This is a genomic window from Maribacter ulvicola, from assembly GCF_900155985.1.
Lineage (GTDB): Bacteria > Bacteroidota > Bacteroidia > Flavobacteriales > Flavobacteriaceae > Maribacter > Maribacter ulvicola.
In genome coordinates this window covers 398,572-424,104 of sequence record NZ_FTMA01000001.1, presented here as the reverse complement: position 1 = coordinate 424,104, position 25,533 = coordinate 398,572, and the positions used below count along the sequence as shown (strand labels likewise).

The following is a 25,533-nucleotide window of genomic DNA, read 5'->3' as shown; positions in this document are numbered from 1 at the left end:
TTTTTTAACATAATCTTTATTAGATGTATCTAGTTCTCTACTATTTCTTAATTTACTAGTTCAAACAAACCATTTAGAAAAATGACGATAACAAACGCTTGGTGCAAGACGGTATTGCTGATTCTTGTACTAGCCATTTCTTGCATATCAGTAACAGTGGCGCAGACCATACCTTCACCAGAAGATGTTTACGGTTTTAAAGTTGGTACCGATTATAAATTGGCAGATTATAGCCAAATTGAAGACTACCTTTCTATATTGGATAGTTCTTCTGAACGTGTACAAAAAGTAGAGATTGGCACTACCGTGTTAGGTAGAAAAATGTACATCTTGTTTATTTCAAGCGAAGAAAACCTTAAGGACTTAGACAAATGGAAAGACATAAGTGCAAAACTTGCTCGTGTTCAAGTGTCCGATGATGAAGCCGTAAAATTAGCTGAAGAAGGTAAGGCTGTTGTTTGGATCGATGGCGGTATGCATTCTACCGAATTGGCTCACGGTCAAATGACATCAGAACTGGCATATACTTTGGCTACATCTGAAAGTACCGAAATGAAAAAGATTAGGGAGAATGTAATTACGATACTAATGCCTGTTATGAACCCTGATGGGTTAGATATTGTGGTAGACTGGTACAAGAAGAACTTAGGTACCGCTTATGAAACATCACGACCGCCTATTTTATATCATTATTACATGGGGCATGATAATAACAGAGATTGGTTTATGAATACCATGCCAGAAACTTATCATGTTACTAAAATATTGTATAATGAGTGGTATCCGCAGATTGTATATAACCACCACCAATCCTCACCATCGTGGACAAAAATTTCACTGCCTCCGTATGCAGATCCCGTAAATCCAAGAATTCATCCTGCAATTACTGCAGGAGTTAGTGAGGTAGGGTCAGCGATGACCAAAAGGTTTTCATTGGAGAATATGCCGGGTGCCATTGCCGATAATTTTTATACCATGTTCTGGAACGGCGGTGGGCGTACAGTGCCTTATTACCATAATATGATCGGCATTTTAACTGAGGTTGGTCATACCACTCCTACGCCCAGATTCTACGATCCAGAGAAATTACCGAAGACCGTTGCGGGAGGTACACCTACAGATGGTACGGATATTATGTATCCGGATCCATGGAAAGGGGGCGAATCTCACTTTCGTGATGCTGTAGATTATATGCTGACCGCTACTTGGGCAACTTTGGATTTGGCTGCCGATCGTAAGAGCAATTACTTGTATAATATTTACAAAATGGGAGCTTCTGCAATTGAGAAGTCGAAAGAAGAAGGTCCGTTTGCATATGTAATAGGTAAAGATCAATGGGATGCTTTTGAGGCTGTAAACTTGGTCAATGTGTTGCTTAAAGGCGGTATTGAAATAGAGAAAACGACCAAAAGTTTTGAGGTCAATGGAAAAAAATATGAGAAAGGGGCCTATGTTATTTATACAGCACAAGCTTTTAGACCTTATCTGATGGATTTGATGGAAAAGCAAAACTACCCAACACGTTTTAAATATCCAGGTGGTCCTCCAGACACCCCTTACGACCTAGCGGGTTGGACATTGCCATTGCAAATGGGCATTACGGTAGATAAAATTGCAGAGCCGTTTGAAGTAGCTACCAAAAAAGTAGTAGAATCTGCGCCGTACTATGAGGGCGAAGTAAAAGGAAATGCTTCCTTCGGATATTTATTAAGTGCCAACAGTAATGCATCTGTTAAGGTAACTAACAAAATATTAAAAGCGGGCGGAACGGCATACAAGACAAATGCATCGTTCAAGTCTGGTAAAACAACATATCCGCCAGGTGCTTATATCGTTTCTGGCGGTAGTGCTTCTGTAGAAAATATAGCAGCTGAATACGGTTTAGAGGTAACAGGTTTATCCGCAGAACCAAAAGTAGCAATGACCAAGGTACATGCCCCCAAAGTAGGTTTGTACAAATCCTGGGTGGCTAATATGGATGAAGGGTGGACACGTTTTATAATGGATGAATACTCATTTGAGACCGATACGCTCCATGATATCGACATTCAAACAAAAGATTTATCTCAGTATGATGTGTTGATTATCCCTTCGCAACGACCAAAATCTATTTTACATGGTAATTCACCGTTAAAAATGCCCCAGAAGTTTACGGGCGGTATTGGTTTAGAAGGTACGGTAGCCTTAAGTAATTATGTGAAAAATGGAGGTACGTTATTGGCTTTTGATCAAGCAAGTAACTATATAATAGAGCAATTTGGACTACCTTTAAAAGATGCTACGGAAGGTATAGATAGTAATGAGTTCTTTATACCAGGTTCGTTGATTAAAACAGCTATAGACACCACGCACCCGTTAGCATTTGGTATGCAAGATACCGTTGCGGTTTCTTTTAATAAGAGTCGCGCTTTTGTTATTGATAAGCAAAGTAAGAAAGGAGAAGGTGGTACAGAAGAGATTAAAAATGCACCATTACCGGAAGTAGAGGTGATTGCGACCTATGCGGAGAAAGATTTATTGATGAGTGGTTGGGCAATGGGCGAGAAAAAATATATTGCTAAAAAGCCAGCTATGGTAAAAGCAACATACGGAAAAGGTTCTGTAGTATTATTTGCCTTTAGACCACAATTTAGAGCACAGCCAAGAGGAACCTACAAGCTTATTTTCAATAGCATTTTTGAAGGTGCTGCAGAATAATGTTGCGCGGTGGAACTTACCTGATGTAGATAGGCTTTTTCCTCATATAGGCCATGTTTGGTTTCCATACTGATGGAATGTCACTTGGGGTACAGCCAAAATGTTTTAACAGTTAGACTGTAAAAATTTGAAGAGGACAATGTTTAAAAAATAAAAACGCCCATCATTTTGATGGGCGTTTTTAGAATCTAGTGTATGAAACAAGTTAATACGTAATCTTAAATATACTTCCGCCAAAATCATCACAGACATATAGAGCTCCGTCAGGACCTTGTGCTAATCCACACGGGCGATGTTTCAATGTACCTTTTGTGGTGGTGTCCGCTAAATCGAAACCTGCAAAGTTGTCCAGGAAAATCTCCCATTCACCACTTGGTTTTCCATCCTTAAAAGGAACAAATGCAACGAAAAATCCTTTTTTAAGTTCTGCAGACTGGTTGTGAAAAGCTATGAAAGCTCCGTTTTTGTATTTATCGGGAAACATATCGCCTGTATAAAAAAGTAGGTCGTTGGGTCCTAAATGTGCAGGAAATGCAACTACAGGATTAATATAGTCTTTATTGGCTATTTGTTCTCCATCGCCACCGTACTCTGGCGCAAGCATTCTACTATCTTTAAAATGGTCGTAATACGTTTCAGGCCATCCGGCATTATCACCTTCTTTTAGTTCATAAAGGGTTTCCGCAGGTAGTTCGGCATCTTGTTTTTGTGTAAATACCTCTGGATAAAAAGAGTGTAATCCGCCACGGCCGTGATCTGTTGCAAATAAAGAGTTGGTCTCAAAATTCCAACGAATACCTACTGAATTTTTAAGTCCCGTAGCATATCTAGAACCATCGGCAAATGTCTGATTCAGTTTATTCGTTTTAAATTTCCAAATACCTCCCGCAGAATCTAAAATTGTACAGGGCATCATACCTGCATCTCCATCTCTACATGCATCGTTCCATGACCCAATAGTAACATATAAATTATGATCATTATCAATGGTAAATGGTTTGGCATTGTCCATACCCATATCAATTAGTCCGTCAACCAATTTCTCTGGTGCATTGGTATCTACAACTTCATGGTCGTCATTTAACGGATAGCGGAATATGGCAGAATTAGAAGAGGTGTATAAATAATCGTCAGTTGCTATAATACCGGTACCCGGCAATTCAGAAAATTGTTGTTGTTCATCTATGGTACCATCATTGTTGGTATCTTTAAGGACAATAATTGCCGTGCTATCTTTTAATACCGATCGGTTGGCATAGATATGTCCGTTTTTAGCCACGGTCAAATGCCTAACGGCGCCTAAATTTTTACCGATTTCTGCTACTGAAAATCCTTCAGGAGCTTTTAAAATAGTTTCATTTTTTACTGTTTTGGCAACAGGCTTTGTTTCTGGTTTACACTGAACAAAAAGAGCTGTCAATGCCATTGATGTAAGTAAATAAAGTGAGTTTTTAATTGTAATTGATTTGTTCATAAGCTGTTAAAGGTTTTGAATACCTTGTTAATATTGGTTTGTAATAGGTTGTGCGTATATAGAGACCATGGACATAATTGATACCCAAAAGTAAAGTGGTATCATTTAATGTGCGGTAGTGCAATAAAAATTATTTTTTAATTGGGGTAAGAACAATGTTTCTATAGGCAACATTACCGTGGTCACCTTGTAAGTAGAGCGGACCTGGAGCGTAAACGTCAGAGCTAATAGCGCCACCGGTTGGTCCTTCAACGGCTGCATTGTCAATAATTTTTTTTCCGTTTAAGATGACTGTTACATGTCTTTCTACCAATGTTATGTCTAACGTCTGCCATTGACCTGCTGGTTTCTCTGCATTTTCGCTAGGGGTTATACGGCTGTAAAGTGCACCCATATGATGACTGTCCAACTCTTGTCCATAAGAGTCTACTACCTGGATTTCATACAGTCCTTTTAGGTAAATACCACTATTATTTCCTTTAGGTACATTGACCTCTAATTTTAAATTAAAATCTTTGAACTCTTGGTCTGTACGTAGGTTTCCGTAATAGATATGATCACCATTTTTAGGCTGTACAGGATTGTTCTGTAAAGTGCCGTCTACAACTTTAAAACCGTTTGGGCTTTTAGGATCAATGGTTCTCCAGCCTTCTAAGTTTTTACCGTTAAAAAGTTGAATGGGTTTTTTGTATTTTAAGAGACTTAAGTTGGGAGCAGCACCTACCGCAGGCAAACGAGTGCCTGTGAAATAACTAATTTCCTCTCCAATTTTGCCCCATGCCGGTCCTGTCATTGTACCTGCGATAGCATCGTTTCTTTTGGTAATACGCATGGTCCAAGTTCTAGTATGGCTACGGGCTTTTCCTGAAGTGGTTTTAAGCTCATTTTTAGACGTACGGGTAACAATAAGCGTGTTCTTGTCTACCATATAAACATCGGAAACTGGAAGAATACTACCGCCGATCCATAATAATTCGCCATCTAAGACCCCTTGCTCTTCATGCACTTTTAACCAGGCTACACCACCCCCGACGACATCAATGGTCCACGTGCCAATAAAGGTGTTTTCAGGTGCGGTAGAGGTGCCGACTGAAGTTGCAAATGTTGAGGTAATGACAAGAAGAAATGCCATGAGTAAAACTGGTACTTTTTTCATGATTAAAGTGAGTTAGAATGTTGGTTTGAACGCACCTGAAACAAGTGCAAGTTTTAAAAGTAAGGATAAAATAAAAAGCTGCTGTACGCTGATTTAAAGTTTAACAGGGAATTAAGGTATATTGTATGAAGTAAAGTGTACCTGTAGTGGGGCATGTTTCACTTTAAATTTTTCATTTTTTAAAACTTTATTATTCCTACTAAAGCCTACAGCTATTAGCCTTACCTAAATATTACGGATTTCCGTAATATTTGTGTGTGCAATATTTTTAAAATCCCATGGTTAAGTATAGACCTTTAAAATAAATTAAAACATAAACTTGAACATGAAATCAATTAATTACGTATTACTATTTTCATCTATTGTATTCCTGAACTTCAGTTGCGAAAAATCAACCTCAGAAGAGTTTGAAGAAGTAAACGGAAATATAGAAACTAAGCTTATTAGTTCTATTAATGTGGCGTCTGCCGAAAATGAAGAAGAACATAACAATATCTTATTTTCGTACAATAGCAAACTTCAATTGACCTCCATTTTTGATGGAACAGCATCGACGAACTTAACCTATGACGAAGATAATTTAACAAATGTATCAGGTAATATAGATAACGGAAATGTAGAGGAGTTATATGAATCACCCTATAACGCTTTTGAAACTGGGCAGATACAAGCATATGATGATAATGGTAACCCATCTGTAATACAATTTATTGAGTATGATTATGACTACATGACGGGTGAAGAGGATATGGTGTATTACACGGCAGAAATTTCATATGACGATAAACCAAATCCATTTTATAAAACTGCAGAAGCAGCGGGTATCATAAATGTCTTGGATCAGATTAAACTGAACTTTGCAAGTGCCCCACAAGCAGAAGAAATTGTAAGGGCAAAGGCATTGTTTCCTAACAATAATCCGGCGCAAATAGTGTATAAAAATGAGGAAGGAGAAATAGAATATACTATAAATATGTCTTACACTTATGATGGTGATTACCCAACGGCAGCAACGGTTTCTACGGTTTCTATGCATTCAGATGAAAACGAAACGTACGTAACAACCTTCACTTATGTAGCAGACTAGGTAGGTAAAAAAAATATGGATAGTAGAAAGCGGCCCTTACAGGCTGCTTTTTACATTTTAAAGGGATTTTTTAGTACAAAATCAGATAGAATTCAAAACTGATTTTTATATTTTCCTAGAAAATGTTAAATTGAGGCTGCCCTTAATATTAGTATGCTAAAGTTCCCCCAGAATGCATTAGTATAGCTCTTTATTAACGGGCATTTTTTATTGAAGTCCTGCAAAGAATATATTTCCCCAAAGTATATTAAAATACCTTTAGAGATTTATTTTTATTCATTGCTTCATAGCCTTGCTCCGGAGCTGTTTGCTAATTAAACTAGTGATATTTGCACCCAACAACATTGGGTCACTACCTATTTTAAAAGTATGATTTGCTCCTTTTATGAAGTCTTTTTTTGTGTGGTACCATTAGGCCATTACATTGAACGTATCGGGAATCGGTATTGTAATAAATACGAATTTCACAGTAGTAAAATGAACCATAGGTTTTAGAAATAGGATAGTAAGGATGATGAGTTTTTAGAAATTTAAAAATAAAATAAACTTAAAGGAAGATAGATGATGGTAGTAAATAAGAGTGGCCAAATTTCATAGAATAGTATTAAATTAGGCAAACACTTAAATGAAATGAATTTGTAAATAATGGCAAAGATTGAAATAAATGGTTCCCCCGAAGCGCTAGAAAGAGTAGCCAGTTAATTAGCAAACAAGAATATAAAGTTTAACATGGTCATTGATTGTGGTAATCATTCTCTAAAAGATGTAGATAAGTAAATAGATTCTCTATCGCTGTACCAGAAAAATAATTTGAAATATGAAAGGCTTACAACAAATAAAATCTGAAATAGATCGGTTAGTGAGTACCAGCAATAAAACCGAACTAGAAGTAGTAGAAGCGTTGCAAAAACATTATTTCAACAAAGCTGTTACAGCAGAAATTAAACTGTATAAGAAAAAGAAGAAAAAGGTAGCGCAAATAACTAAAGACCTAAAAATTAGCCATAGGAGGTTTTATAAAATTCTAGAAGATAAAAAAGTAGAGTTCACTAAATACAATAAATCTAAGATAGAAGGTGAAGAATAATCGTTATGAATTGAGGTAATTTAAACAAAGTAGAACGTTTTAAACATAAGAATGAAGCTGCCTAAAGACATACCGGGGTAAAAATTATAGTGTGATATTTTGACCATTGTTTTGGCAGACTGTATACTTTTCTTTACATATTATATTTATTGGGTTATGAGAATTTTAGATAACATTTTTATAGTTTTGACTTTAAATATATAGTCTAAGATTTCGCAAAAATGAAGTTAGGATTTAGCACCAGCTTACTTATTTTTTAAGAAATTAAGAATACGATTTTAAAAATTATGAAAAGAACAACAATAGCAATTATTGGAATGATAATAGCGTTTATCACTATAGTCTCTACTTTTATTAAGGATAACGACACCGGTTCCTTATTTGGATTTGAAATGGATATTTGGATGTATAGACTAATTTGGCTTGCCTTATTCGGAGTAATTTTGAATGGGTATTTAAAAGAGCGGAAGAAAATATAATCACCTCAAAAATTGTACAATATTACTCTTTTGATTGTTAATTAGTAAAATTAAAGGGCAAAATGGTACTAGTTTGCATGTAATCCTAAACTCAGAGTAAACAATTACCAAATATTTCGACTCACTTACCTTATGAAAAAACGAAAATTTAAGATCAGTGATATCATATTTGCGGTGTTCATTTTGTTGTTGTTAATTCCGCAGACAAGAACTCCCATTCAGGTAGCGGTCAACACATTGAAAGTGGCAGTTTGGTCACCAAGTGTTGAAGATGAAGAGAACCAAAGTGAGGTAACTCCGTTTCAATATACCGTGATAGATTTACAGGGAGAAACGCAAAGTATTTCGGTGGGTAAGGGTAAAGTAACTTTTATAAGTTATTGGGCAACTTGGTGTCCGCCTTGTATAGCAGAACTACCAGGAATACAAGAGTTATATAACGAATACGCAGACCAGGTTAATTTTATATTGCTGACCCAAGAATCACCAGAAAGAGTGCAGCGCTTTATAAATAAAAGAGGGTATGAACTCCCTATATATATTCCGCAAATGAGAGCTCCGGAAGCGTTGCAAGAAAATAGTATCCCCACAAACTATGTAATAGATGCTAACGGAAGGATAATTATAAAGGAAACCGGTGCTGCAGATTGGAACAGTACTAAAGTACGCGAGTTGTTAAATGGGTTAATAGAAAAATAGGACAGCTAAAACAAAAAAAAGCCGAAAAATGAATTCCGGCCTTTTCCACATCTCCCAATCAAAAGAAACATTAATCAACCATTTCACTAAGTACTTTTCCGTTTTCATCAAAAACGATATCCTTTTCATTATTCCATCCTTTTTCAAGCTCAACATCATAAGTAGAAGTTCCGTTTACGGTAGTTTTTTCAACAGAGTCTACTTTGTATCCATCATAATTACTAGCAATCACGGAGGTAATGGCGCTTGGCAATTCTGCTTCAGTAATTTCTAGTTCTGTTTTAGTAGTGTTTCCATCTGCGGTATACCATATCTCATGTTCTTGTTTGTTATGGTCAAACTCAACTTTGTATGACTGTCCATCCATTTCCCATTCCACATCGTTTGCTTGTGGGTAATTCTGCTCAAAATGCTGCTTTAATTTTTCAGGTACATTTTTGGGATCTATATCTTGTGCAAATACAGTAAATATACCCAGTACGGTTAACGTTAATGTTGCTATACTTTTATTTTTCATAATCAGATAATTTTTAAATTCTCTTCAAAGAAAAGAGTCAAATCTAGAAGAAATTGGGAATAGCATTAATTTCACTTTTTTTGAGTTTAATTCCTTGGCATGGTAATTCCCATATCTTTCTAGAATTCTATTATATTGTTGTAGCAAACAACAGTACCATGAAAATTCTAATTGTAGAGGATGAACCGCAAATGCTAGAGAATATGCGCTTAACTTTAGAGCGCGAGCAGTATACGGTAGAAACTGCTGCTGATTTTGTTGCTGCCAGTACAAAGATCGGGGTATATGAATATGATTGTATTTTGTTAGATATCACCTTACCGGATGGTAATGGTTTAGAACTGTTAAAGCAAATTAAGCAACAGGGCAAAGATGACGGTGTAATCATAGTGTCGGCAAAAGACTCTTTAGATGACCGTATAAAAGGACTTAATTTAGGGGCAGATGACTACTTGCCCAAACCTTTTCATATGGCAGAACTTCATGCACGGGTAAAAGCAATAGTACGCCGTAGAACTTTTGACGGCAATAAACTTATTGAAATTGGTAACGTAATTATTGATCCAGAAAGTAGAAGTGTTACCATCAAGAACCATGAGGTTTTACTTAACCGTAAAGAGTATGACGTATTGTTGTATATGATTACAAATAAAACACGTTTGGTAACCAAAACCGCTTTGGCAGAACATGTTTGGGGAGACCATATTGACCAAACAGATAGTTTTGATTTTATCTATTCTCAGATAAAAAACCTACGTAAAAAATTAACAGATGCCATGGCAAGTATAGAGATAGAAGCTGTTTATGGTATTGGGTATAAATTACAGGTTATCTAAGTTGTACATATGAAGTTACTAAACCATACCACAAAATACTTTGCATTACTACTTATAGTATTGATTTCTATATGGGCGGTAATCTTTTATTTTGCCATGTTAGATGAGGTGTACGACAGTTTAGATGACGGTTTGGAGAACCAAAAAGAGTTGATTATAAAAGCGCTGAACAATGAACCGGATCTGTTGAACGACACGGAGTTTGGAGTCAATAATTATACCATTAAGAGTACAACCATTAGTGCTCAAACCAAGTTTAAAGATAATTACAGAGATACACTAATGTACATGCAGAACGAAAATGAGTTTGAGCCTATTCGTATGCTTGAAAGCACGTTTCAACAAGATGGTAAGTATTATAAGATAAAGCTTATTACTTCTATGGTAGAAGAAGATGATCAAATAGAAAATTTGTTCAAATATCTTGTAGGGCTTTACTTGGTGTTAATATTGAGTATTATAGTGCTTAATAATTTGGTAATGAAGAAAGTATGGAAACCATTCTATACCATAATAGATAGATTAAAAGACTTTCATATAGAGAAAGATGACCCCATAAAACCTGAGCCTACATCAATTGACGAGTTTAATTTATTGAACCAAAGCGTAGCGCGACTAACCGAGAAATCGCGAGATAGTTATGTGGCACAAAAAGAATTTATAGAAAATGCAGCTCATGAATTACAGACACCACTTGCTATTGCCATTAACAGGTTAGAATTGTTGTTAGAGAAAGATGAACTGTCTGGGTTGCAGTCACAAGATGTGGGCGGTGTTTTAGATAACCTAACGCGGTTAACCCGATTAAATAAGTCTTTGCTATTGCTTTCCAAAATTGATAATAGGCAGTATTTAGAAGAAGAGTATATAAATATGAATACTCTGGTTATGAACGTTGCCAATGATTTTTTAGACTTTACCACCCATAGAGATATGCGTTTAAAAGTAATCAGAAATGCTACTGTAAATTATACAATGAATGCTGATTTAGCGGTTATAATGATTACCAATTTAATAAAAAACGCTATCATTCACGGGAATACCGGTAAAGAAGTAACCATTACAATTGATGCAAGTAGCATAACTATAAAAAATTATGGCAAGAAAAAAGCCTTAGATAGTAATAGTCTTTTTACAAGATTTAAAAAAGCCTCGTCAGATAGTCGTTCAACTGGGTTAGGTTTAGCCATAAGTAAGGCTATAGCAGATAAATACGGGTTACAACTAACGTATACTTTTACAGATCAGCATAATTTTATGATAATTTTTCCTGTAAGTCGTTAAGCTTTTTATAAAAAGCCATGAGTGTATAACGGTTCCCATTTTTTTACAGATTTCAAGGTTATTTTTATTTAAATAATAGGAATTATGACAACTACGAACAAGACATTAAGTATAGCAAAAGTGAAGTTTTGGACTATTGCCGCCATTGTAATAGGTATGGGGTTCCTTTTTATGAATTTCAGGGATTGGTTACCGTATGAGAGCGCGGAAAAAGTGAAGTATGAAATTACAGGACGATGGGAGCTGCCAGAGCAGTTACGTGAAGTTTCTGGTATTTCTTGGATGAATGAGCATCAAATAGCAGCCATACAAGATGAAGACGGAATCATATTTATCTATGACCTAGACAAGAAAAAGGTAGTCAAAGAAATAAAATTTGGGAAATCAGGTGATTATGAAGGTCTTGCCATTAAAGGCAACAATGCATATGTGCTTGAGAGCAATGGTACCATTACTATAATTAAGAATTTTCAAGAATCTAACAGAAAAATTACCGCTTATACCACAAGATTCAGTGAAAAGAATAACATGGAGAGTCTCTGGTTAGACCTGCCGGGCAACCAGTTGTTGGTGATACCTAAGGATCGTGATATTGATTCGGATGACATGAAAGGTGTGTACGCCTTCTCCCTAAAGGAATATAAACTGGCAGTTACACCGGTTATGCAGCTAAATATGGATGATGAGGTGCTGAAAAACTTTAGGGAGAATAAGGTTTATAAAAATTTTAGACCATCTGATATTGCCATCCACCCAAAAACGAAAGAGATGTATATGTTAGAAGGTTCTAAACCCAAGCTACTAATTATGGATGAAAACGGAATTCCTAAAAAAGGCTATGGGCTTGATAAGAAAGTTTTTCCGCAACCAGAGGGTATCACTTTTAGTCCAGAAGGTGATTTGTATATTTCTAGCGAAGGAAAAAATGATGAAACCGGTACAATTACAAAATTGAAACTATTACTTTAAGAATATGCCAGAAGAAAAATCAACATCTAAAAGTAAGCTACCATTATATATAACCATTGGTTTATTGGTTGCTTTGGTAGTCTCTTATTTTTTAGTACCCAGCGTAAAAGATTTTTTTAATGAAGCATGGTCGGTATTAACAAGTGATGATGAAGCACGCATTGAGCAATGGGTGTCCGGCTTTGGGTGGTTAGGTCCAATTGTACTAGTGGCAGCTATGGTGGCACAGTTGTTTTTATTGGTCGTTCCCAGTATTCTGTTGATGGTAGTTTCTGTATTGGCCTACGGTCCTATTTGGGGTAGTGTTATCATAATTGCCTCAGTTTTTGCTGCATCTACGGTAGGTTATTTTATAGGTAGTTATTTTGGAGATGTCTTTGTAAAACGAATTATAGGGAAGAAATCAGAAAAGAAGGTTGCCTCATTTTTAGAGGACTATGGTTTTTGGGCGGTAATTGTAACACGTGTTAATCCTTTTTTATCTAATGATGCCATAAGTTTTGTTGGCGGAATTCTGAGCATGGGGTATTGGAGATTTATGGGAGCAACTATGGTAGGTATTTTACCATTAACCGGTTTCATTGCCGTATTCGGAAAAAACATAGATGATCTTAAAATGGGATTGCTATGGGGGTCTTTAATTAGTTTACTGTTTTTTGGAATTTATATCTGGTGGGATAAACGAAGAAAACAAAATGAATAAGTACTATTCTACCCAAGGGTAGTTGCAATATAACGTGCCATAAAATCTTTTTTCTCTAGGGTCTTTTCTGCAAAATTAAAGAGGCTAAGGCAGCGGTCTAAGTTCTGGTTCTCATAAGTTACTTTATAATATTTATTATTGTTCAGGTAATCTGTTAATGCGCGTAATCCATGTATAAAGGGCATAAAAACAGCCCCTAAGGGTAAACTTTCCTTGTCGGCCTTGGTAAGAAAAGGTTCATTAGCAGCCAAACCGTCTACAAAAGCTTTAAACAAACCGTCATTAAAATTAATTAAATCATGGTTCTGCTCATCTTCAGGGGCATTGTTGACTACCGTTCTAATGGCATCACCAAAATCATAGAAAAAATAACCTTTCATAATAGTGTCCAAATCAATAAGGCATAGCGCTTTATAGGTAGTTTTTGAGAATAATATATTATTCAATTTGGTATCATTATGGCAAATTCTAACTGGAAGCTCTTTATGGTTTAACTGAGCCAATTCATCTAAAAATAGGTTAGCTTGGTTTATAGCGTTAGCGGCAATTTGCTTTCTCTGCTCATCGGCATGCTCCAATGCTTCCTTAAACTCTTGTGTTCTATGGGTTAAATCATGAAACTTTGGCAAAGTATCTTTAATCGTGGTAGCATCTACAGTCTTTAAAAGTTGATGAAAGCCGCCAATAATTCTACCAGCTTCATATGCTGTGGTAGTATCATTAGTAGTGTCATAGGTGGTACTATTTGGTATATAGGTCATAATACGCCAAAACTCACCATTTTTTTGAAGATAATTATTGCCCTCAACAGTAGATAAAAAAGTTATTTGGGAATAATTGTCTGCATTTAAAAATGGCAGCGTACTATTGATATTGTCCATTAACATCCCTGCATTTTTAAATACATTATGATTAATTTTCTGAAGGATGTACTGCTCACTAGTAGCACCAGAGACTAAATAGGTGTCGTTTATAAGACCAGAGTTAAGAGGTGTGTATTTACATTCGCTTGCATTAAGATTAAATTCTTGTAAAATGCTTTCTATGGATTGATGAGTCATAAACTAAATACTATTTCAGTGCTAAAGATATTGAAATCTAGAACACATTATATAGTAATAGTGAGTTAGAAATTTACGTGTAGAATAGTAAAAAGTTAAAAAAGTTCCAGGATTCATTATTTTATGCAGTTGGTCTAATTATAATACGATTTATAGAATAATGAAGTTAGTATGATAACCAAATGAATTCCCCTAAATATGATTACAATCAAAACCTACCTAAAAGTTGCAGTATTATTGGTTACTTCAACATATGTACAAGCGCAATGCGAAGTTTTTAAAAGTGAGATTAGCGATGTACAGCGTTACATGTCGCAGTTTAGTACACTTTCAGATTCATTGAGTAGCCCTGCAGAAATTGCCGCTTTTAATGCTTCTATGAGTACAGCCAGAAAAAATGCTAAAATAGCTATGTTATTAATGGGACAGGCGGTAAATGCAGCCGATGAGTCTGTAATATTAGCTTCAGAAGCGCAATATGATTCTCAAACTTGCGGTCTAGAAGAAGCAATGAGTTACACGATCGATGCAGAAAAATATGCCATTGATTCTCGTGATTTTTCTACTGAGGCCTTTGAAAATGTAAAAAATGCGGCAAAGGCGAACAATCTAGGAAATTTACAGTTCTATATGCGAAAGGCGCAGCGTTTAATGCGAGAGGCCCAAGACGCCGCTGATGCATCTGCATATGCTGCTGATAATGCACATTACAGCTGTAGCCATGATAAGGACCATGCAAGCATAGATAAGTAATGCTACTTATCTTTCTTGTTTACCAGTCCCTTTGTAAATTCATTTAGGGTCTCTACTTTTTCCTCAAAATCGCCTTTAATAGATTTTCTGAATTCGTTGAGGTTTTGAACAAGGTCATCAATATTTTCAGGAATTACATCCTCAAAAAATTGACGTAATCTTTTAGCTGTGGTAGGTGATTTACCGTTGGTAGAAATGGCCACTTTTACATTGCCCTTGGTAACAATACCACCCATGTAGAAATCACAATATGGTGGGTTATCCGCAACATTCACTAATATTTGCCTTTCCCTACAGTCATGATAGACCTGTTCGTTTACGGGCACATTATCGGTAGTGGCAATGGCAATATGTTTTCCTTTCAAATAAGAAACATCATAGTTAGCCACATTCATTTTAATGTCGAATTTATTGGCTAGTTCAATGGTTTCTTCCCTAAACATGGGTGCTACCATTTCTACCTGGGCGTTTGGACTAGATTTCAATAGAAAAGTCAATTTTTCCAAAGCAACATTTCCACCCCCAACAATTAGAATGTGTAGGTTAGATACTTTTAAAAATATGGGGTAAAGCGTATTACGTTCCATGTAAAATAAGTTATTAAGCCTAGCTGTTTAGGGCTTTGTTTATTAGGTCTTTAGAAAATTTAGAAAGCGGTAGTTTTAGTGCGGCTTCTTGTCCTTGTAATGACATTTTCACCCAGGTCTTTTGAAGAATATCAAGAGTCTTGGCTTCAGGGTGTTTTTGAGCAAAAGGCTCAAAATAAAACTCTAAGAAAACTAAACAAATGACATCTTCCAATACTTGGGTTTCCTCGTTTTTCTTCAGCTGTTTTTTTTGCAATAGAAATTTAACCTTTTCTATGGTCTTTTTATCGTAACCAACTTCTTCTAATATTTCGGAAGCTTTGCTAACATGGAATTTTTTCAGCTCTTGTCGCCACCTAAGATACCCTGCCCTATTCATTTCATACGCGTCTCTTGGTATTTCCCATCTACAAATATGTTGACAACGTGCTGTAAGTTGTAATGCTTCTGATGCTTCTAGATCAAAACTGTTTAAGCGTTCAGACATTCTTATTCCATAAAGTACTTCTTTAGGGTAGGTATTACCTTGAAAAACTTCTGTATTTGGATCTTTTTGGTTTGCATCATCAAAACGTTGAAATGCAATTAATAATTTAGGTGTAGTCACCATAGTACTATAATTTACTCAAAGCTATTTAGAAAAGGCAAGATAGGCAAAGACCTTTGTGATTTTACAAGGTTTGCTCTAGATTCTGATATTTTTTTCGGGATTCAATAAATCTAATTCAAAATTATAGACCCTAAAGTGGATATATTTTATTAAAAGGTGTTTGTATGTGTCATTAAATCAATGATTTATAAATATTTTATGAGATAAAAAACTCATTTATGAAGTTAATGCGGTTGCAATATTCCGCATAAATTTGCGGTATAATTCTAAATAAGCCGCCACTCATGACCAGAGTAAATGTAGATAATCAAAATAAAGAGCCAGCGTTAGTAAAGGCGTTGAAAGTCACTATTGTAATTGCAACAATTGGCATTTTGTTATGCGTCTTTTTAATGACTTTTGGTTGGTAAGATAGTTTAAAACCCTTTTTTAGGGCTGCATTACGGGGAGTTCTAAAACCCGTTCAGGACCATAAAATTTAAGGGCAATACCAAATACAATTACAGATATGATCATGCCTATCATGAACACAGTATAGGTCCATCGTAAAATTCTGTACTTCCTTTCTAGAACTACCCCAAGAAAATAAAGATCTTTAGTTAATGAACTGTAGATGTAATCTTTATCCTTAATAAGCTTGTTCATAGCCCAATTGTATTGCTCTAACTTCATTTTATGAAAATTACCAAAGAACAATAAGTTTACCTTTTTTGTGGTTACTTCTTCCTCTGTAAACTGTCCGGTGCTAATATTTGGCTTTGTGGCTATAATAGACATCACCATAGATACTACACTAAAAACAATGAATAAAAAGGTAGGATAAAATAGGTAATCGTTTGAGGGATTATCTAATTTAGGCACCAAATTTGCCAACGCCATAGAGATAATAATGGCATTTACGGAAAGTAAAATGTTTGCTTTGGTATCGGCAATATCGCTAAGTTTCAAGTGGTTTTGTAGGGTTACCCTATACAATGTTTGTATTCCCCTATCTGGTAATTCTCCTTTATATTTTGCTTTTAGGCTCTCTTTTTTAATCAGCTCATTGTTCTTCTTTCTTGCTTTTATGAGTCTCTTTACATTTTTATCTTTTCCGGCTTGCCAATTTTGGATGGCGTAATCGGTATAAAAACGATGCTTGGTTCGCAAAAGAGTAATGTTTTCTTCGCGCCAATCTGCAGTAGTAATACTTTGTTTACCAATTAATGAAACCTCTTCACGTAACAATGCTGTGGTAGCCATAAAATTCTTTACATGAAAATGGGAGGAATCTGCGTCACGTATAATTTTCTCTAATTCATTTTTTGGTTCGTACCCTTTTTTAGTTGCTAGAATTAGGTTACAAACATTGGTAATAAAAGTTGGAGTACAATTATGTTTGGTTAAAAAACCTCTAGATAATTGGCAGCTATGCTCTTCATGGTTCTCGTAAGAAACAGTGTATCCAAGGTCATGAAACCAAGCGGCAACCAAAAGTAATTTGCTCTCTTCATTGCCAATTTTTTCGCCTTCAATTAGTTCTTTGGTGCTATCTACAACACGCTGTGTATGCCTAAGATTATGATATAGAAATCTAGGGTCTGTACTTTCAGTTAATAAATTAGTGGCAAATTCTTCGGCTGTAGCAACTAGTGTGGACATGATTGTTTATTTGAACTTAAGGTGTTAATATGTAAATAGCTCTTACTTCTCCTTCAGATACGCAAACAGGTCCGTTTTGACCCGGTACTTCTATATACCTATCTTCACAAGGTAGCGAATCGGTTTCGCAACCTAAGAATATCACTCCAAAAATAGCTATCAATAAAATTCTTTTTAACATCGTCCTTTAATTAGACTTTATCTTTTTTATCTATTTCCTCTGATAAATATAGATTTCATTATTCGATATATCTAAATACAACGTATCATCCTTTAATTCAAATGTATAAGTTACACTTTCATTAAATACGTTGCCTTCATCGTAGTTAAAAGTAACTTCGTTACCACTAACTGTATACCAACCATTCCCACCATCATTTGGAAAACAACCAATTTGCGGATTAAAATTATCGATGTTATTTATTACCCGTTCGTCAGCATCTAATAGTAAAGAGGTATCCGCTTGACATCTATTAAGTTCTTGTTTAACATCATCAATTATTATTGAATTTAACAGCCACCATCCGATAATATCTGTGTCAACCTCCAAAGGGCTTTCATTGTCCTCTTCACAGGCAATAAAAAGAAAAGCGCTTAAAGCAACTATCAATATTTTTTTCATCCTTTATTTAACTTTACTTCAGGTGTTTAGAAAAGTCCATCTTACCGCCTAGAACTCTAACTATGAAGATAAACTTAGCATCTATGTAATAAAAAACTACGTGAGATTTGTACCGATACCTTAAAAGCATTTGGTCCTTAACAGCAACATATCTTCTACCCATATCTGGGTTGTTGGAGAGTTCTCCCAAAATATCCTTTAAACCTTTCGCATATTTTAAAGATTGACTTGTACCGAACTCCTTTATAGTGTATTTGGCAATGGACTTAATATCACTCTTTGCCTTAACACTTAGTATGTAGCTACTCTCCGGCATTATATTCATTTATAGCTTCTTCCCAAATACTGTCTACAGTAGCATCAGAAGGACCGCTTTCCATGCCTTCGATAAGAGCTTCGTTTAAATCTACAATCCGTTTTCTTCGCTCCTGATCTTTTCTAATTATGTCTCTTACATATTCGCTATCGTTGGTATAGAAACCTTGTTCGATTAGGCTTTTAACATAAGCATCTTGTTGTTGAGTAAATGTGATGGATTTTCTAATTACAGCCATGGTGAACCAATATTATTAATAATGGTTCAATTTAAGAATAATTTTTCATGTAGTCCACAATCCTTAAAAAATAAGATATGTTTTGCGAATTAATTCTTTTATCAATTTTAACTAATTACATTCTAGTGGCTTAACTTGAACTCTAAATTATTTAATGTAATTCTATCTCCCAATCTTCAAATTCTGATTGAACTATAAAGGTAGAATCATAATAAGAATGCAAATAATCTGTAGCCCTTTTCTGAGCAAATAGGTTACGAGTTGGTACGACCAAAAAAAGGTGAGAATAAATAATTCTCACCCTTTGTTTTTTGACTAGTGTTCTTTAGTTCGTGAAAAATACATTTGAAACAATGAGACCAACAACAAGAAGAACAAGAAAGGCAATAAGTATAGTTACCCCTAATTTTGTTTTCTTATTTTTCTGAAGTATGTACTCCCGTGTTTCTTCTTCCGGTTCTTTTACAAATTTTGTTTCGTCTGTCATTATTTTATTTTTTAATGTATACTGTTTTTTTGTTCACAAATTCTAAGATTCCCTCTCTAGATAATTCTCTACCATAGCCAGATGCTTTTGTACCACCAAATGGCAGTCTGGGATCAGATTTTACCATGTCGTTTATAAAAAAGGCACCATCAGGTATGTTAGATATTATGTTCATTGCGGCATCAATATCTTCAGTGAAAAGCATGCTGCCCAACCCTAATCTAGAATTTGCGGCTAAAGCAATAGCTTCTTCCCTGTTTTTTGCTTTGGTAATTGCAGCAACGGGTCCAAAGGTTTCCTCTATAAATACAGGCATATCTATGGTGACATCGGTAAGTATGGTAGGTGAATAATAGGCTCCGTTTCGCATGTTGCCCAAAATAACTTTAGCACCTTTTTTTATAGATTCGTTCACTTGTTTTTGCAATTCTTCCGCTAAATCTTCACGAGCCATAACACCTATAAAGGTTTCTTCGTTCCTAGGGTCGCCACTTTTTAGAGACTTTACTTTTGCCGTAAATTTTTCTAAAAAAGCATCATAAATATCTTCACAAACTATAAAGCGTTTAGCGGCAATACAACTTTGACCGGTATTCTGCATACGTGCCGTAACCATGGTGTTTATATGCTGATCTAAATCTGCATCTTCCCAAACAATACAGGCATTGTTGCCGCCAAGTTCAAGAACAGATTTTTTTAAGTGTTTACCTGCAGTACCTGCAATAGATTTACCGGCTTTTTCGCTTCCGGTCAAGGTAACTGCCTTTATACCGTCATTGGCAATAAGTTTCTCTATTTCTTCATGACCAGCTTTTAAACTTTGAAAACATCCTTCAGGATATCCTGCATCTAAAAACAACTGTTCTATTGCTAAAGAGCATCCGGTAACATTTTGTGCATGTTTTAAAAGTGCTGTATTTCCTGCGGTTAACGTTGGTGCGGCAAAACGAATTACCTGCCAAAACGGATAGTTCCAAGGCATAACGGCAAGAATGCATCCTAAGGGATCGTGACTTATAAAACTTTCATCGGCATCGGTATCAATAATCTCATCAGCCAATAAATCGTCGGCATTCAAAGCATAAAAATCACAGGCCCAAGCACATTTTTCAATTTCAGAAATACCTTGAGCATAAGGTTTACCCATTTCTTGCGTCATAAGTGCTGCATATTCCTCTTTTCGTTCTATAAGAAGTTCTGCTACATTGGTCAATAATTCGCATCGATCTTCAATTTCCATACGTGCCCAAGAGGATTCTATAGCCAAGGCTTTTTTCAATTTAGATTCGATTTCTACTGAACTGTCCTCCGTATAGGTATCGACAACTTCAGTAGTATATGGGTTCTTCGTCTGATATTCTTTCATAAGTACAAATTTAGCGGTAAGATGAAAATTCTGTTAATTCGTTTCCAATAATTCTTGATCCTTTTAACCTAGTGTTTACGTCAATATTAAAAGGTTTAGAGTTAAGTAATTGTATTGTTTATAAAGACATTTGTAGAACACGATAAGGTAATTATCATGTACAAGAAACGTTTAATCTAAAATATAAAACATGAACAATAGTGGAAATACATTATTAGCAATTATCGCAGGGTCTGCCATTGGTGCAGCTTTGGGTATTCTTTATGCACCGGATAAAGGTGAGAATACAAGAAAATTAATTGCTGATCAGGCTGCGGCAACAAGAGACAATTTTACAGATAGCGCTATAGACCTAAAGAATAGGGTAGCATCTAAAATGTATGATGAAAAAGATACGTTAGATACGAGAGTGGAATCTTTGGTGTCTGATATAAGTTATAAGACAGAAGATGTAATTTCTACTTTAGAGAAGAAATTGGCAGAGTTGAAAACGAAAAATAAGAAACTGCAGAAAACAGTATAAATGGGAGTTATTGATTCACTTAACGAAACGTCTAACAAGGCAATTGATGTAGCAGAGGTTTACTATAAGAAAACCCAAGAATACTACAGGCTAAAAGTGTTTCAACAATTAACAATGACCACTGGTATGCTGCTAAAAATGGCAGTTATGGGTGGTCTTGCTTTTTTGGCACTAATGTTTATTACTGTTGCCGGTGTTGTTTTCTTGGCAAATGTCATTAATAGTTTGGTAGGCGCTTGTTTAATTGCAGGAGCCTTATTTGTAGTGTTTTTGATCGTGGCTTATGTGTTAAGAAGTAAAATAGACAGCATGTTGGTAAGGAAATTATCGGATAAATTCTTTAATTAAATAATTATGTACAAAAATTTTGAGGAAGTAGAGTTTAATTTAAAACGCTTGAAATTAGAGCGTGAAATTGCTTTAGAAGAACTTAAAGGATTAAAACAAGATGTACAAGAAGATTTAAGTCCGTATAACTGGGTCTCTACCGCATTTTCCGCAGCCAAAAAATTTGGAATGCTATACGTAATGCGTAAAGTAATAAAGTAAATAACCTCTGGGCAAGCCCCTAAGGTATTGAATTTGAAAATATCATTAATAGCTCAACGCAGCGCTGGAGCATTTTAAGCTTGATTATTCAGCACTAGCAATTTTAGTATGGTTGTAGCGATGTTAGTACATAAAAAAAGCACCTTAAAAAGGTGCTTTTTTTATGTTAAAATTATAGTGCTGTTATTCTTTTGTCCAGGCATCTAGCATCCAACTTACTTTTTCAATTTCACCAATATACCCACCGATCATATCAATAGTACCTTCATCACCACCATTTTCGGCTATTTTTACCACCTTGCTCATTTGTTTCAACAAGGTTTGGTGTTGGTCTAAAATATGTTTTACCATTTCAGTATCAGAAATAAGAGAAGGTGTTTCTTTTATTGAAGAGGCTTCAAAATATTTAGAAAATTCGCTAGTTGGGTTATGTCTTAAAGTTAAGATACGTTCAGCGATTTCATCAATTTTAATTCTTGCATCTGTATACAGTTCTTCGAACTTTATATGAAGATCAAAGAAGTTTTTCCCAGACACGTTCCAGTGATATCCTCTAAGGTTTTGATAGTATAAATTATAATCTGCCAATAGGGTATTTAATTCGTCTACAATTGGCTTTATATCTTTCGATTTTATATCTAAATAGCTCATAAATTTTATTATTGTTTATAGTACGAATGTAATATTATTGGGTTGATATCCTTAACTCAGAAGACTTATAGATGAACACTTTAACGGTATTTAACGTTGGCGTTGATTTATTCATTTACAAGAGGTTTTAGATTAATGTATGAGTAGTTAATTACACCTACATGGTCATATTCGGTAGAGTTTTGTTTTAGAGAACCCCAGTCAAATTGTTCATCTAAATTATTCTCTTTGTAATAGTTCGTTAAACCTTCGGTAAAGAGCAAGTATTCGCTCATTCTAATTTTATTCTTTAAAAGTTTGTGAGCAATTATAAGATCTTCACCAAATAGTTTTATGCTATTACCAACCTTTGTCAACGCTATTTCTTTTCCATAATGAAGAATAATTTTTAAACCAAGTATTTCAGGTATTGCCGCAGCATCTTTGTTGTGCTTGTGTTTTTCTCTAAGCGCATCAAGCTCTTTATAGAATTCTGTATAAAATATTCTACATTGTTCAATAAGCTGCTTTAGGCTTGGCATTTCACCGGTCTTAAAAAAGAGAACGGCATCACCCTCAATTTCAGAAACTTTAAGTCCTATTTTATTGGTGTAGATAATTTGGTTTAAAAGTGCAGGTATAATTTTTGAACTCAATTCAAAATCAGTTTCACTCATAAACTCGGTAAAGCCACTTATATCTGGTATACAAATTAACATGGGAGATCCTTTCATAAGTAGTTATAATATGTGAAGTGCCAAGGTATTGAAGTTTTAAAACTAAAAAGACTCCGTTACAGCAGAATACTACCGCAATCAAGAAATATTTATAGCTTAAGAATTATGTGTTTTGAGTTATTAAAGGGTGCAATAAAATACGGTTATAGTAGAATGATACATTAATTTTGTTTCACATATATTTCAAAACTATAAACAAAATATCAATTTTTTAAAATGATTTATCATGAACTATTCAGAGTTATTGGCGGGTGAACCTAGTGATATTGCTGAACATATGCATTTAAAATATGTGAATAAAGAGGCACTTTCAATACTTAGGATCAAGAAGAAAGATCATTTTGAATATGTATTAAAAAATAAACCCTTCAATAAAAAATCTGAACTATCTAGAATTGAAAAACTGGTAATACCGCCCGCTTGGCAAGAAGTTAAAATTGCTTCAATTGCAAATGCACATTTGCAAGCAGTGGGTTTTGATATTAAACAAAGGTTACAATATCGATATCATGATTTATGGTTGCGAATAAGAAACCGCACAAAGTTTTTAAGAATGCATGATTTTGGGAAAGCATTACCACTCATTAGAAAAAAGGTGGATGAAGACTTACAACTTCAAGGATGGCCCAAAGATAAAGTGCTTGCCCTAATTGTAAGGTTGATGGAAGAAACCCATATTCGTATCGGTAACCAACAGTATGCCAAGAGAAATAAAACATACGGATTGTCTACCCTTAGAACACGCCATTTAAAAATGAGTAAGAATAGGTTGAAATTTGAATTCACAGGTAAAAAAGGAAAAAAGCATAGTATTACCCTAAACAATCGCAGATTACGTAGGTTGGTATTACAATGTGAGGAAATACCTGGTTGGGATCTTTTTCAGTTTTTTGATGAAGAAGGTGTAAAAACTAGTATTGATAGTGGTATGGTAAATGAATATTTACAGGAAATTAGCGGAGATTTATTTACGGCCAAAGATTTTAGGACGTGGTCAGGAACCATTATTTTTTTTGAATCGTTACTACAAAACAAGCGTACTACAGATGAACGCCAGATCAAAAAGAATACCTTAAAAGCTTTTGATGCTACCGCAAAAGCTTTAGGGAATACTAGAAATGTATGTAAGAAATATTATGTTCATCCTTATCTGGTCAATAAATATGAGAACAATGAATTAGGAGCTGTTTTCAACAATATGGAAGCTGCATCAGAATATCAAACCATTGCAGAGAAGGCGTTGATCAAGTTAATATCAGATTTTAATCCGCTTTCAGATTTGTCTAAAAAGAAGTAATAAATAATAGCATGCCAAAGAGCACTCTCCTTTGTTTTTAACTTTATTTGTGCACTTTTGATTGCCATACAAAAGTATTGTACCGCATGATTATGAATACACTAATGGATCGTGCTATCTACCATTTTTTGGATTAGTTAATATACAATGCTAAAGTTCTCATTAAAATGAGAACGGAAAGCGTATTGTTTTCATATTACAAGCTTAAAGGAACACATCATTTTACAAATAGCCTATTGTTTTTTAACCTTAAAGACATGAAAATTAACCTTATTCAAAGGAGTCAATGCTACTTTTTTTAAAGGTAAAAAGTATAGATAATGAAAATTATATTTGAGTTCAAAACAACATAGACAATGAATTTAGTAACAGTTATTTCAATAATAGTCGGTTTAGGTTTCATCGGTTTATTATTGCGAAATTATATAGTTGAAAATACAAGTAATGATTTTGGGGTAGAAAAGGAAGATGCATTTTGTGAAATAGATATGGACCATGTTTTAATGTATTCAGACCAATCTGAACCAAAAGATGTTAGGGCATTAAAAAGAAAGTTACAAGAATTTAAAAATAGAAATAAATTTTACAAGATGTAATTGTGGTTGACATCTAAAAATAATAAATCACATAATTTAAACTATAAAGAATGAGTACATATACAGAAGAAGTAGGTGAGAAGTTAAATGATCTTTTAGAAAAAACGTATGATGCAGAAAAAGGTTTTAAAAAAGCAGCAGAAAATACGGACAATGTTCAGTTAAAATCATATTTTGAATCAAAGGCAAAACAACGATATGATTTTGGTCATGAGTTGAAAACAGAAATGATGTCTTTTGATAAACAAATTGATAAGGGAGACAGTTTTACCGGAAAAGCACATAGAGCTTGGATGGACGTAAAGGCACTATTCTCTTTAGATGATGCAGAAGCAATGCTGGAAGAGGCTACTAGAGGAGAAAAGGCAGCAATTGAAGAATATGAAGAAGTTTTAAAAGAAACTTCTTTACCTTCTAATACGGCTACCATATTAAGAAACCAAAAAGAGGCTATCAGAAATGGACTTTCAAATATTAAAACGTTGGAAGATATTAGATAGATTTAAGTTTGTTGAATTGAAAAAGAGGCTAT

General features: G+C 34.8%; 33 protein-coding genes. 17 read left to right on the top strand and 16 right to left on the bottom strand.

All coding sequences use genetic code 11. From position 1 onward, the window contains the following. Nucleotides 1-81 precede the first annotated feature (81 nt). Nucleotides 82-2,697 (top strand): M14 family metallopeptidase, encoded by a 2,616-nt coding sequence (locus tag BW936_RS01910; RefSeq protein ID WP_076546630.1) that lies wholly within the window; start codon nucleotides 82-84, stop codon nucleotides 2,695-2,697. A gap of 205 nt (nucleotides 2,698-2,902) precedes the next feature. Here the strand turns inward: BW936_RS01910 and BW936_RS01905 are convergent, their stop codons facing one another. Both BW936_RS01905 and BW936_RS01900 read right to left on the bottom strand, forming a co-directional pair. Next, complete coding sequence (locus BW936_RS01905) at nucleotides 2,903-4,171, bottom strand: PQQ-dependent sugar dehydrogenase (protein WP_076546629.1); 1,269 nt, start codon at nucleotides 4,169-4,171, stop codon at nucleotides 2,903-2,905. A gap of 130 nt (nucleotides 4,172-4,301) precedes the next feature. Then, a complete protein-coding gene (locus tag BW936_RS01900; protein ID WP_076546628.1) occupies nucleotides 4,302-5,327 on the bottom strand; it encodes a 3-keto-disaccharide hydrolase in 1,026 nt (341 codons plus the stop codon). 325 nt (nucleotides 5,328-5,652) lie between these two features. On the opposite strand from BW936_RS01900, the gene BW936_RS01895 reads away from it, so the two are divergent. From BW936_RS01895 to BW936_RS01880, 4 genes are all read left to right on the top strand, one after another. Then, complete coding sequence (locus BW936_RS01895) at nucleotides 5,653-6,414, top strand: hypothetical protein (protein ID WP_076546627.1); 762 nt, start codon at nucleotides 5,653-5,655, stop codon at nucleotides 6,412-6,414. Nucleotides 6,415-7,231: 817 nt separating this feature from the next. Next, a complete protein-coding gene (locus tag BW936_RS01890) occupies nucleotides 7,232-7,501 on the top strand; it encodes a hypothetical protein (protein WP_076546626.1) in 270 nt (89 codons plus the stop codon). 287 nt (nucleotides 7,502-7,788) lie between these two features. Beyond that, a complete protein-coding gene (locus tag BW936_RS01885) occupies nucleotides 7,789-7,980 on the top strand; it encodes a hypothetical protein (RefSeq protein ID WP_076546625.1) in 192 nt (63 codons plus the stop codon). Nucleotides 7,981-8,112: 132 nt separating this feature from the next. Beyond that, complete coding sequence (locus BW936_RS01880; protein ID WP_076546624.1) at nucleotides 8,113-8,679, top strand: TlpA family protein disulfide reductase; 567 nt, start codon at nucleotides 8,113-8,115, stop codon at nucleotides 8,677-8,679. A gap of 70 nt (nucleotides 8,680-8,749) precedes the next feature. Here BW936_RS01880 and BW936_RS01875 read toward each other — a convergent pair whose 3' ends face one another. Next, nucleotides 8,750-9,196: a PepSY-like domain-containing protein gene (locus BW936_RS01875; protein WP_076546623.1), complete on the bottom strand. Its 447-nt coding sequence runs from the start codon at nucleotides 9,194-9,196 to the stop codon at nucleotides 8,750-8,752. Nucleotides 9,197-9,354: 158 nt separating this feature from the next. On the opposite strand from BW936_RS01875, the gene BW936_RS01870 reads away from it, so the two are divergent. The 4 genes from BW936_RS01870 to BW936_RS01855 all read left to right on the top strand — a co-directional run bounded on the left by BW936_RS01870 (nucleotide 9,355) and on the right by BW936_RS01855 (nucleotide 12,988). Beyond that, entirely contained in the window at nucleotides 9,355-10,032 is a 678-nt protein-coding gene (locus tag BW936_RS01870) for a response regulator transcription factor (RefSeq protein WP_076547931.1), read from the top strand. A gap of 9 nt (nucleotides 10,033-10,041) precedes the next feature. Next, the gene (gene porY / locus BW936_RS01865; protein ID WP_076546622.1) at nucleotides 10,042-11,316 is read left to right on the top strand and encodes a sensor histidine kinase; all 1,275 of its coding nucleotides are present in this window, start codon (nucleotides 10,042-10,044) and stop codon (nucleotides 11,314-11,316) included. A gap of 84 nt (nucleotides 11,317-11,400) precedes the next feature. Then, entirely contained in the window at nucleotides 11,401-12,285 is an 885-nt protein-coding gene (locus BW936_RS01860; RefSeq protein WP_076546621.1) for an SdiA-regulated domain-containing protein, read from the top strand. A gap of 4 nt (nucleotides 12,286-12,289) precedes the next feature. Continuing rightward, nucleotides 12,290-12,988, top strand: a complete 699-nt coding sequence (locus tag BW936_RS01855; RefSeq protein WP_076546620.1) for a TVP38/TMEM64 family protein — start codon at nucleotides 12,290-12,292, stop codon at nucleotides 12,986-12,988. An 8-nt stretch (nucleotides 12,989-12,996) separates the two neighbouring features. On the opposite strand, the gene BW936_RS01850 is transcribed toward BW936_RS01855, so the two are convergent. Beyond that, the gene (locus tag BW936_RS01850; RefSeq protein ID WP_076546619.1) at nucleotides 12,997-14,049 is read right to left on the bottom strand and encodes a phosphotransferase enzyme family protein; all 1,053 of its coding nucleotides are present in this window, start codon (nucleotides 14,047-14,049) and stop codon (nucleotides 12,997-12,999) included. A 198-nt stretch (nucleotides 14,050-14,247) separates the two neighbouring features. On the opposite strand from BW936_RS01850, the gene BW936_RS01845 reads away from it, so the two are divergent. Then, complete coding sequence (locus tag BW936_RS01845; protein ID WP_076546618.1) at nucleotides 14,248-14,802, top strand: hypothetical protein; 555 nt, start codon at nucleotides 14,248-14,250, stop codon at nucleotides 14,800-14,802. Between the two features lie 2 nt (nucleotides 14,803-14,804). On the opposite strand, the gene BW936_RS01840 is transcribed toward BW936_RS01845, so the two are convergent. Both BW936_RS01840 and BW936_RS01835 read right to left on the bottom strand, forming a co-directional pair. Then, nucleotides 14,805-15,389, bottom strand: a complete 585-nt coding sequence (locus BW936_RS01840) for a precorrin-2 dehydrogenase/sirohydrochlorin ferrochelatase family protein (protein ID WP_076546617.1) — start codon at nucleotides 15,387-15,389, stop codon at nucleotides 14,805-14,807. A gap of 19 nt (nucleotides 15,390-15,408) precedes the next feature. Further along, nucleotides 15,409-15,999: a DUF4202 domain-containing protein gene (locus BW936_RS01835; protein WP_076546616.1), complete on the bottom strand. Its 591-nt coding sequence runs from the start codon at nucleotides 15,997-15,999 to the stop codon at nucleotides 15,409-15,411. Nucleotides 16,000-16,283: 284 nt separating this feature from the next. Between BW936_RS01835 and BW936_RS20025 the strand changes: the two genes are divergently transcribed. Continuing rightward, the gene (locus BW936_RS20025) at nucleotides 16,284-16,409 is read left to right on the top strand and encodes a hypothetical protein (protein ID WP_262493985.1); all 126 of its coding nucleotides are present in this window, start codon (nucleotides 16,284-16,286) and stop codon (nucleotides 16,407-16,409) included. A 19-nt stretch (nucleotides 16,410-16,428) separates the two neighbouring features. Here the strand turns inward: BW936_RS20025 and BW936_RS01830 are convergent, their stop codons facing one another. The 8 genes from BW936_RS01830 to BW936_RS01810 all read right to left on the bottom strand — a co-directional run bounded on the left by BW936_RS01830 (nucleotide 16,429) and on the right by BW936_RS01810 (nucleotide 20,669). Beyond that, nucleotides 16,429-17,640: a Pycsar system effector family protein gene (locus BW936_RS01830; protein ID WP_076546615.1), complete on the bottom strand. Its 1,212-nt coding sequence runs from the start codon at nucleotides 17,638-17,640 to the stop codon at nucleotides 16,429-16,431. A gap of 16 nt (nucleotides 17,641-17,656) precedes the next feature. Continuing rightward, complete coding sequence (locus BW936_RS19565; protein ID WP_159438992.1) at nucleotides 17,657-17,821, bottom strand: hypothetical protein; 165 nt, start codon at nucleotides 17,819-17,821, stop codon at nucleotides 17,657-17,659. Nucleotides 17,822-17,851: 30 nt separating this feature from the next. After that, complete coding sequence (locus BW936_RS01825) at nucleotides 17,852-18,262, bottom strand: lipocalin-like domain-containing protein (RefSeq protein WP_076546614.1); 411 nt, start codon at nucleotides 18,260-18,262, stop codon at nucleotides 17,852-17,854. Between the two features lie 13 nt (nucleotides 18,263-18,275). Continuing rightward, a complete protein-coding gene (locus BW936_RS01820) occupies nucleotides 18,276-18,578 on the bottom strand; it encodes a type II toxin-antitoxin system RelE/ParE family toxin (RefSeq protein ID WP_076547930.1) in 303 nt (100 codons plus the stop codon). Then, nucleotides 18,565-18,816, bottom strand: a complete 252-nt coding sequence (locus BW936_RS01815) for a type II toxin-antitoxin system ParD family antitoxin (protein WP_076546613.1) — start codon at nucleotides 18,814-18,816, stop codon at nucleotides 18,565-18,567. The genes BW936_RS01820 and BW936_RS01815 overlap by 14 nt, the downstream gene beginning before the upstream one ends. A gap of 151 nt (nucleotides 18,817-18,967) precedes the next feature. Next, nucleotides 18,968-19,117, bottom strand: coding sequence for a DUF7677 family protein (locus BW936_RS20205; RefSeq protein ID WP_449405325.1), 150 nt, complete (start codon nucleotides 19,115-19,117; stop codon nucleotides 18,968-18,970). A 24-nt stretch (nucleotides 19,118-19,141) separates the two neighbouring features. After that, entirely contained in the window at nucleotides 19,142-19,303 is a 162-nt protein-coding gene (locus BW936_RS19560; RefSeq protein WP_159438991.1) for a hypothetical protein, read from the bottom strand. A gap of 4 nt (nucleotides 19,304-19,307) precedes the next feature. Next, a complete protein-coding gene (locus BW936_RS01810; RefSeq protein ID WP_076546612.1) occupies nucleotides 19,308-20,669 on the bottom strand; it encodes an NAD-dependent succinate-semialdehyde dehydrogenase in 1,362 nt (453 codons plus the stop codon). 190 nt (nucleotides 20,670-20,859) lie between these two features. Between BW936_RS01810 and BW936_RS01805 the strand changes: the two genes are divergently transcribed. Genes BW936_RS01805 through BW936_RS01795 form a run of 3 tightly spaced genes read left to right on the top strand, consistent with a single transcriptional unit; the run spans nucleotide 20,860 to nucleotide 21,741 of the window. Beyond that, nucleotides 20,860-21,192: a YtxH domain-containing protein gene (locus tag BW936_RS01805; protein WP_076546611.1), complete on the top strand. Its 333-nt coding sequence runs from the start codon at nucleotides 20,860-20,862 to the stop codon at nucleotides 21,190-21,192. Then, a complete protein-coding gene (locus BW936_RS01800; protein ID WP_076546610.1) occupies nucleotides 21,193-21,540 on the top strand; it encodes a phage holin family protein in 348 nt (115 codons plus the stop codon). Nucleotides 21,541-21,546: 6 nt separating this feature from the next. Further along, nucleotides 21,547-21,741 (top strand): hypothetical protein, encoded by a 195-nt coding sequence (locus BW936_RS01795; protein WP_076546609.1) that lies wholly within the window; start codon nucleotides 21,547-21,549, stop codon nucleotides 21,739-21,741. A 183-nt stretch (nucleotides 21,742-21,924) separates the two neighbouring features. On the opposite strand, the gene BW936_RS01790 is transcribed toward BW936_RS01795, so the two are convergent. After that, nucleotides 21,925-22,392: a Dps family protein gene (locus BW936_RS01790; protein WP_076546608.1), complete on the bottom strand. Its 468-nt coding sequence runs from the start codon at nucleotides 22,390-22,392 to the stop codon at nucleotides 21,925-21,927. A 107-nt stretch (nucleotides 22,393-22,499) separates the two neighbouring features. Then, nucleotides 22,500-23,105, bottom strand: coding sequence for a DUF2652 domain-containing protein (locus tag BW936_RS01785; RefSeq protein WP_076546607.1), 606 nt, complete (start codon nucleotides 23,103-23,105; stop codon nucleotides 22,500-22,502). 229 nt (nucleotides 23,106-23,334) lie between these two features. On the opposite strand from BW936_RS01785, the gene BW936_RS01780 reads away from it, so the two are divergent. From BW936_RS01780 to BW936_RS01770, 3 genes are all read left to right on the top strand, one after another. Then, nucleotides 23,335-24,405 (top strand): DNA topoisomerase IB, encoded by a 1,071-nt coding sequence (locus BW936_RS01780; RefSeq protein WP_076546606.1) that lies wholly within the window; start codon nucleotides 23,335-23,337, stop codon nucleotides 24,403-24,405. Between the two features lie 356 nt (nucleotides 24,406-24,761). Next, nucleotides 24,762-25,001 (top strand): hypothetical protein, encoded by a 240-nt coding sequence (locus BW936_RS01775; RefSeq protein WP_076546605.1) that lies wholly within the window; start codon nucleotides 24,762-24,764, stop codon nucleotides 24,999-25,001. Between the two features lie 50 nt (nucleotides 25,002-25,051). Beyond that, entirely contained in the window at nucleotides 25,052-25,501 is a 450-nt protein-coding gene (locus BW936_RS01770) for a ferritin-like domain-containing protein (RefSeq protein ID WP_076546604.1), read from the top strand. Nucleotides 25,502-25,533: the final 32 nt, after the last annotated feature.